The organism is Pseudomonas sp. OG7, from assembly GCF_014192825.1.
Taxonomy (GTDB): domain Bacteria; phylum Pseudomonadota; class Gammaproteobacteria; order Pseudomonadales; family Pseudomonadaceae; genus Aquipseudomonas; species Aquipseudomonas monteilii.
In genome coordinates this window covers 1-1,753 of record NZ_JACHYK010000022.1, presented here as the reverse complement: position 1 = coordinate 1,753, position 1,753 = coordinate 1, and the positions used below count along the sequence as shown (strand labels likewise).

The window sequence follows — 1,753 nt, the reverse complement described above, 5'->3', positions numbered from 1 at the left end:
GGCTTACGCGCAAATTGCTTGGGTGTTATATGGTCAAGCCTCACGGGCAATTAGTATTGGTTAGCTCAACGCCTCACAGCGCTTACACACCCAACCTATCAACGTCGTAGTCTTCGACGGCCCTTTAGGGGATTCAAGATCCCAGTGAGATCTCATCTTGAGGCAAGTTTCCCGCTTAGATGCTTTCAGCGGTTATCTCTTCCGAACATAGCTACCCGGCAATGCCACTGGCGTGACAACCGGAACACCAGAGGTTCGTCCACTCCGGTCCTCTCGTACTAGGAGCAGCCCCTCTCAAATCTCAAACGTCCACGGCAGATAGGGACCGAACTGTCTCACGACGTTCTAAACCCAGCTCGCGTACCACTTTAAATGGCGAACAGCCATACCCTTGGGACCGGCTTCAGCCCCAGGATGTGATGAGCCGACATCGAGGTGCCAAACACCGCCGTCGATATGAACTCTTGGGCGGTATCAGCCTGTTATCCCCGGAGTACCTTTTATCCGTTGAGCGATGGCCCTTCCATACAGAACCACCGGATCACTAAGACCTACTTTCGTACCTGCTCGACGTGTTTGTCTCGCAGTCAAGCGCGCTTTTGCCTTTATACTCTACGACCGATTTCCGACCGGTCTGAGCGCACCTTCGTACTCCTCCGTTACTCTTTGGGAGGAGACCGCCCCAGTCAAACTACCCACCATACACTGTCCTCGATCCGGATAACGGACCTGAGTTAGAACCTCAAAGTTGCCAGGGTGGTATTTCAAGGATGGCTCCATGAGAACTGGCGTCCCCACTTCAAAGCCTCCCACCTATCCTACACAAGCAAATTCAAAGTCCAGTGCAAAGCTATAGTAAAGGTTCACGGGGTCTTTCCGTCTAGCCGCGGATACACTGCATCTTCACAGCGATTTCAATTTCACTGAGTCTCGGGTGGAGACAGCGCCGCCATCGTTACGCCATTCGTGCAGGTCGGAACTTACCCGACAAGGAATTTCGCTACCTTAGGACCGTTATAGTTACGGCCGCCGTTTACCGGGGCTTCGATCAAGAGCTTCGCTTGCGCTAACCCCATCAATTAACCTTCCGGCACCGGGCAGGCGTCACACCCTATACGTCCACTTTCGTGTTTGCAGAGTGCTGTGTTTTTAATAAACAGTCGCAGCGGCCTGGTATCTTCGACCGGCATGAGCTTACGGAGCAAGTCCTTCACCCTCGCCGGCGCACCTTCTCCCGAAGTTACGGTGCCATTTTGCCTAGTTCCTTCACCCGAGTTCTCTCAAGCGCCTTGGTATTCTCTACCTAACCACCTGTGTCGGTTTGGGGTACGGTTCCCAGTTATCTGAAGCTTAGGAGCTTTTCTTGGAAGCATGGTATCAACCACTTCGTCGCCTAAAGGCAACTCGTCATCAGCTCTCGGCCTTGAAATCCCGGATTTGCCTAAGATTTCAGCCTACCACCTTAAACCTGGACAACCAACGCCAGGCTGGCCTAACCTTCTCCGTCCCTCCATCGCAATAACTGGAAGTACAGGAATATTAACCTGTTTTCCATCGACTACGCTTTTCAGCCTCGCCTTAGGGACCGACTAACCCTGCGTCGATTAACGTTGCGCAGGAAACCTTGGTCTTTCGGCGTGCGAGTTTTTCACTCGCATTGTCGTTACTCATGTCAGCATTCGCACTTCTGATACCTCCAGCAAGCTTCTCAACTCACCTTCACAGGCTTACAGAACGCTCCTCTACCGCATCA

General features: G+C 52.6%; 1 rRNA gene. It reads right to left on the bottom strand.

From position 1 onward, the window contains the following. Positions 1-29: 29 nt before the first annotated feature. A 23S ribosomal RNA gene (locus FHW75_RS26675) occupies positions 30-1,753 on the bottom strand; the annotation flags it as partial.